This window comes from Micromonospora sp. NPDC051296 (assembly GCF_040682255.1).
Classification (GTDB): Bacteria; Actinomycetota; Actinomycetes; order Mycobacteriales; family Micromonosporaceae; genus Micromonospora; species Micromonospora craterilacus.
Window position 1 is genome coordinate 1 of record NZ_JBFBAO010000400.1, and the last position, 6,003, is coordinate 6,003.

At 72.5% G+C, this 6,003-nt stretch carries 5 protein-coding genes; 3 read left to right on the forward strand and 2 right to left on the reverse strand.

Annotated elements, in window-relative coordinates:
* On the forward strand, nt 1-407 hold a 407-nt coding region (locus AB0M52_RS29095; RefSeq protein ID WP_363960315.1), incomplete at its 5' end, for a hypothetical protein.
* A gap of 67 nt (nt 408-474) precedes the next feature.
* On the opposite strand, the gene AB0M52_RS29100 is transcribed toward AB0M52_RS29095, so the two are convergent.
* The gene (locus tag AB0M52_RS29100) at nt 475-3,051 is read right to left on the reverse strand and encodes a LuxR family transcriptional regulator (RefSeq protein WP_363960317.1); all 2,577 of its coding nucleotides are present in this window, start codon (nt 3,049-3,051) and stop codon (nt 475-477) included.
* A gap of 196 nt (nt 3,052-3,247) precedes the next feature.
* Nucleotides 3,248-4,582 (reverse strand): phytase, encoded by a 1,335-nt coding sequence (locus AB0M52_RS29105; protein WP_363960320.1) that lies wholly within the window; start codon nt 4,580-4,582, stop codon nt 3,248-3,250.
* Between the two features lie 257 nt (nt 4,583-4,839).
* Here AB0M52_RS29105 and AB0M52_RS29110 point away from each other — a divergent pair, with 257 nt between their 5' ends.
* Both AB0M52_RS29110 and AB0M52_RS29115 read left to right on the forward strand, forming a co-directional pair.
* Nucleotides 4,840-5,073, forward strand: a complete 234-nt coding sequence (locus AB0M52_RS29110; protein ID WP_363960323.1) for a hypothetical protein — start codon at nt 4,840-4,842, stop codon at nt 5,071-5,073.
* Nucleotides 5,073-6,003: multicopper oxidase domain-containing protein (locus tag AB0M52_RS29115; RefSeq protein ID WP_363960325.1), on the forward strand; the 931-nt coding region annotated here is incomplete at its 3' end. The genes AB0M52_RS29110 and AB0M52_RS29115, both read left to right, overlap by 1 nt.

Below are 6,003 nucleotides of genomic sequence, written 5' to 3' on the forward strand. Positions count from 1 at the left end.
AGAAGTGCGACGCCAAGGGTGAGAACTGCCACGACGCGATGACCACCGGCGAGGAGGGCACCGGCGTGGCTCTGCCCGGCACGGCCTGGCTCTCGCACCAGGAGGCGTCCACCGCGCTCGCCAAGGTGCTCACGATGAAGGGCGCGACGGTCACCCCGGTCCAGGACGCCCCCACCGTGATCGGCGTCCTGACCGACGACGACGTCAACGCGGCCCTGCACCGCCGGGACCTGATCTCCCTGTTCTCGGGCGACGACATCGCCACCCACGTCGGGGCGATGGTCCTCGGGACCGGCTGGAACAAAGCCAAGCCCGAGACCCGTCCCGACCTGCCCAGCCCGCTCGACGGGGCGACCGGCAGCGGGGGCCCCGGCGGAGGCTGCCCAGCCGGCCCCGGTACCTGCTGAGACCGCTGCCCGACGGCGGTGCGGCTGTCGTCGCAGACGTCTGCCGTGCCGCCGTCGGAGAGCGTGACTACCGGTTCGGGATCCCGTACCGGGCGAGGTCACCCCGCGAGGTGATGCCGAGCTTCGCGTAGGCACGGGACAGGTGGTTCTCCACCGTCCGCACCGACAGGACCAGCCGCTCCGCGATCTCGGCGTTCGTCGCCCCGTCCGCTGCGAGCTCGGCGACGAGGCGCTCGCGGGAGGTCAGCGGGTCGGCGGGCGCGGGGGAGCGGCCCAGCAGGGGGGTGGGCGGGTCACCCACCTCGTGGGCAAGCTCGTCGGTCCGTCGTCGGGCAGCAGCCGCGGCCCGACCGGAAGCGCACCGGGACGCCGCCGCTGCGGCCTCTGCCGCGTACAGGGGCGAGCCGACGGCCTGGAAGGCCGCTGTGGCCGCCAGCAGGGTCTCCGGGCAGGCGCGCTCCAACCCGGTGGCCAGGGCCAGGCGCGCCGCGCCGACCGGGGATCCGACGGCGAGCGAGGTCAGCCGGGCGCGTACCCCGGTGCCGTCGTGCATCCGGAGGCGCTCGTGCAGGATCCAGGACTCGGCTGCCACCGCTCGTTCCTGCGCGGCTCTTGCCTGGCCCTGCCGCAGTAGGTCGCAGGCCAGGGCGTGGCGACCCTCGGCGTACGCAGCCCAGCCCAGCGCGATCGGGACGGTGTGGCGCAGGAACCCCAGGCCCGCCTCCGGCGAGCGCAGGTGCGTCAGCCACGCCGGATCCGGGGTCAGGCCGCGTGAGCCGTAGGCCACGGTCAGCACGGACAGGCAGACCCGGATGCAGTCGGTCATTCCGGCGGCTGCGGCCGTCACGAGGCTGCGCCGCGCCCAGAGCGTCGCATCGTCCAGGTGCCCCGCCTGCAGCCGCGCCGCGCCGACGCACAGGGCGGCCCAGGCGCGCTCGAAGACCACGCCATCGGCCAGCGCGCTGTGGTAGGCACGTTCGGCGGTGTGTGCGGCGTCGCCGAGCCGCCCGTGCTCGCGTAGGGCGTGGCTCGCGTACACGAGCAGCTTGTCGCGGGTCCCGGCAACCGCCTCCGGCCCGGCCGCCGGGATCTCGTCGAGCAGCTCCTCGATGACGGCGACCGCCTCGCCGGTCTGTCCGACGTGGGTCAGGGCGTTGCTGCGGCTCGTCGCCAGCATGGTCCGGACCGGCAGCGGCAGCCTGGCGCGGTCCGTGATGACCGATGCGAGGGTCAATGCCTCGTCTGGGAACCCGGCGTATGCCAGGGCGTCAGCTTCGGCGACCGCGAAAAGGGCGCCGACCGGTGCCCCGGCGGGGTATCGGGCGGATTGCTCCCGCAGTACCTCCCGGGCGCGGGGCAGATCGTAGCGACCCCAGAGGATCACCTTGTGCAGGGTTACGGCGAGCAGAGCGGCGTCCGCGCCGGGCGGGGTGCGGTCCAGCGCGTCACGCAGGACGGTCACCGCCTCGTCCGCGCGCCCGGTCTCCCAGCGGGTGACCGCGAAGACGAGGGCGGCACCGACGGCGACCTCCGGGTGGGTGGTCCAGAGGTCGGGGACCCGGTCGAGGCACGCCCGGGCCAGCCGCACCGCGACGTCGGTAGCGCCGCCCGCCGCCGCGACCCGCGCTGCGGCCAGCAGGTGCCCCGCCTCCACGGCTTCTCCGGCGTCCAGGCTCAGCACGGTGCACCGTACGTGGTCGTGCGGCGCGAGGGTCCGGGCGACCGCGAGGTGCTCGCGGAGCACCGCCCGCCGCCGGGCGGGCGACAGCCCGTCCCACAGCACCTCGGCAAACAACGGGTGGACGAATCGCACGGTCTCGGCCGTCCAGACCGCGATCCCACGGGCGACCAGGTGCTCGGTTCCGGCGTGGTGTCCGGCCTGCTCGACCTCTCCGTCGTGCGCCCGGCCGGTGGCGGCCAGGAAGCGAGCGGCGGCGACGGCGTCGTCGGGCAGGCCCTCCAGGCGGGTCGGTAGGAGGCTACGCAGCCCGGTCGGGACCGGCAGCGGTCCGACGGCGTGCCAGCCGACCGTCGAACGGCGCAACGCACCGGAGCGTCGCGCGCCGTCAAGCAACTGGGTGACGAACAGGGCATTCCCGCCGGTCCGGCGCCACACGTCGTCGACCACCCCGGCGTCCACCGGGCCGTCGAGCAGCGTGTCGACGAGCTTCTCCGTTAACGTCCGGTCGAACGGCGCGACCGGCAGGACGACGGTGCTCGACGACGCCGCGAGCTCGGCCACGACGGGTGGAACGCGACCGTCGGCGGTCCGCACGGTGCCGACCAGCGTGCGTCCGGCGTCGCGGGCGACCCGCACCGCGACGGCCAGGGAGACCTCGTCGCACCCATCCAGGTCGTCGACCGCGAGCACAGCTCCGGATGGGACCGCCCGGAGCACCTGGGCGACCATCTCCGCGAGGGACGTCGTCGCCGGGTCAACCAGGTGCGCCAGAGCCGCCAGCGGGACATGCGACAGCCCTCGCGTGCCCCAGGCACGGACGGCAGGCAGAGCCGTGGACACGGCGTCGAGCAGCCGGGTCTTGCCCACGCCGGCCCCGCCGGTGACCAGGATCACATCCGTCTGTGGATCGCGCACTGCGGCGAGGACGTCGCTGAACTCTTGGGCCCGGCCGATCATCGTCATGCCGGGATCATCTCCCACCCCTGTGGTGCATCAAGCGTGACGACCCGGCGCCATCGAGCCGGTGTCGGATCGCGGCAGTTTCGGCGGCGGGATCGCCGACGATGAGCGCTGAGCGGCTTCAGGGCCCGCTGACGGGCGGGTGGGTGAACGGCCTGCTCGAGATGTCCTCGAGCAGGCCGTCACCGTTTCGGGTGGGTCAGCGGAAACGTGGGTCGTTCCCGGCACGGGTGTCCACGGTCAGGGACATCGCCTCGGCAATGTCGCCCCAGGACACGTAGGAGAAGTTGGTGGCGTCGCGCTCGTCGTCCACGTCGGGCCCGGTCTCGGGCTCGTCGTGCGTGACGAGCAGGCCCTGCCGGTAGTCGCCGACGGGGCGGTTCGTCACGGCGAGCCCGTCGGAGCCGTTGATGTCGTCAGCCCCGCCGACGCCCTTGACCCGAAAGCTTCCCAGCGCCCGGTTCGTGCCCTGGCGCTGGTAGACCACGAACCTGTCGTCGCCCTGGCTCGACACGAGCACATACCCGGTCGAGCCGCGCCCGTAGTAGATGTCGACGCCTTCGACGTCGGCAGTGAGCAGGTTCCCGCCGTAGCCCTTGGCGTTCGGGTCTGATGGCTGGCATTCCTCGGTCTCGCTGTCGTAGACATCGTGGACCCCGAAGTCCTTGACCCGGTCGATGAGCGTCGGCTGGCTGCGCGAGCCGAGCGGCAGCTGCAGCCGCCACAGGCCGACGTCCTCCTGCGCGGCGTAGAGCACGCCCGACGCCTGGTCCACCGCGACGCCCTCCAACTGCGGCAGCACGCCGGGCTCCTCGCAGGGCACCCAGGTCGTCCCGTCGGGCAGCCGGAAGCGGCTCGGCATGGCGAGCTGCCGGATGTCCGTGTAGCCGAGCTTGCCGCCGATCTCCACGATGCGGACGGTAGCGATCGTCGTCGTCCCCTCCTGGGTGACGACTCCGTACGTCTCGCCGGGGCGCGGCTGCCAGACGGCGAGGCCGTAGGCCGTGTGCTCCGCGTCAACGGCCTGCCGGTCGGGGTTGAACAGGAAGCTCTGGTCAGCTGCGGTGACCTCGGTCAGCGGGGCACGCGCTGCCGCGCCGGCCGGGTCGATGACGAAGAACCGGAGCTGGTCGTTGTAGCGGTCCGAGACGACGGCGACGTCGACCTGGCGACCGGCCAGGCGGATGCCGTACGCGATGTCGACGTTGTTGTAGCGGCCCGCGGCAGTGTCGATCCGCGGTGCCTCGGTGGCGGGCAGCGACTGGAGCTCGTGCGAGCCCATGTCGTAGACGCGGAGGCCACCCTCCTTGGCGGTCACGATGACGATCGACTTGCGGGAGTCCGCCGGGTGGACCCAGATTGCCGGGTCGTCACCGGAGGCGTTGCCGCCGGCCTCGTCGTCGTACAGGACCGGGGTTTCGTTGTCGGTGGTCACGACCGCGGGCCGGGTGTTTGCGGCGGTTGCGTGGGGCGGGGCGAGCAGCGCAGCGACGACGGCGCCCACCGTCATTACGGCGTTCAATGTGTACGTCACGGCAGCGACCCTGCGGCACGGAGATTGCCGCCGATTCGACCGGCGGTTGCCGTAGGTGAAAATCGGGGATCACCGGGGCTTTACAGCACGCTATCTCGAAGTCCGCGTGACCCGGGGGAGCCGCGCTGGTCACCGCGATCCCGGTCGAGCGCACCCGGACCTGCCAGGGCCAAACCGGCCAGGTCACCACGCGCCCGATGGCTGATGGCTCTGTGGAGCGATGTGGCGCGGGCAGGTGCCGGCCTAGCGTCGTCCGCATGACGGAGAGTCGATCTCGAGGGATTCTGGTACGCCGGCTGGCCGGCGTGGTCGTCGCGCTGTTCGGTGTCTTCACCCTGTTCGGCGGGCTGTTCGTGCCGATCTCGGTGATCCTGCGCGAGCCGCGGATCGTGCCCGCGCCGGAGTCCTGGGTGGCGATCTGGATCATCGCGGTGGGTCTGCTGATCACCGCCTGGCCGGCTGGGCGCACCGGCACGGGCGGCGGCCGGTGATGGGGATCTCCCGCCGGGCCTTGCTTCGTGGGGCGGTCGTCGCCGGGGCGGTGGTGGCGCTGCCCGCAGCCGGCATGGCCGGGTACGTCTGGACGACCGCGCACCGCAGCAACGCCGGCAAGGTGTCGTTCGACCGGCCGCTGGCCATCCCGCCGCTGGCCCGCAGCGTCCGTGACGCGCACGGCCGGCTTCGGGTCGAACTGCGGTTGCAGACCGGTCAGACCGAGTTGCTACCGGGCAAGCGGGCCGATACCTGGGGAGTCAACGGCAGCTATCTCGGCCCCACGGTACGGGTGTCCCGTGGGGACACTCTCGCCCCGGTGGTGCGTAACGACCTGCCGGAGGCGACCACCCTGCATTGGCACGGCATGGAACTGCCAGCCGAGTTCGATGGTGGCCCGCACCAGATGATCCGGCCCGGTGCGGTCTGGGAGCCCGCGTGGCGGGTGGACCAGCCGGCCGCGACGCTGTGGTACCACCCGCACCCGCACGGGCGGACCAAGGAGCACGTCTACCGAGGCGTCGCCGGGCTGCTGTACGTCGACGACGGCGCGGCGGCGGGCCTGCTGCCGGAGGAGTACGGGGTGGACGACATCCCGATCGTCGTACAGGACAAGAACCTCACCGCCGGCGGTCAGTTGGACCAGGCCGACATCGGCTTCGGGGGCTTCGCGCTCACCGGCCTGCTAGGCGACGAGATCCTGGTCAACGGGGTCTGGGGTCCGGTGCTCGACGTCCGTACCGAGCGGGTGCGGCTGCGGGTGCTCAACGCGTCCAACGCCCGGATCTACGACTTCGTCCTGGGCGACGGGCGGAACTTCCACGTGGTGGCCGGCGACAACGGCCTGCTGCCAGCGCCGGTCCCGGTCGACCATTTGCGGCTCAGCCCCGGTGAGCGGGCCGAGCTGCTGGTGGAGCTTCGCCCCGGCG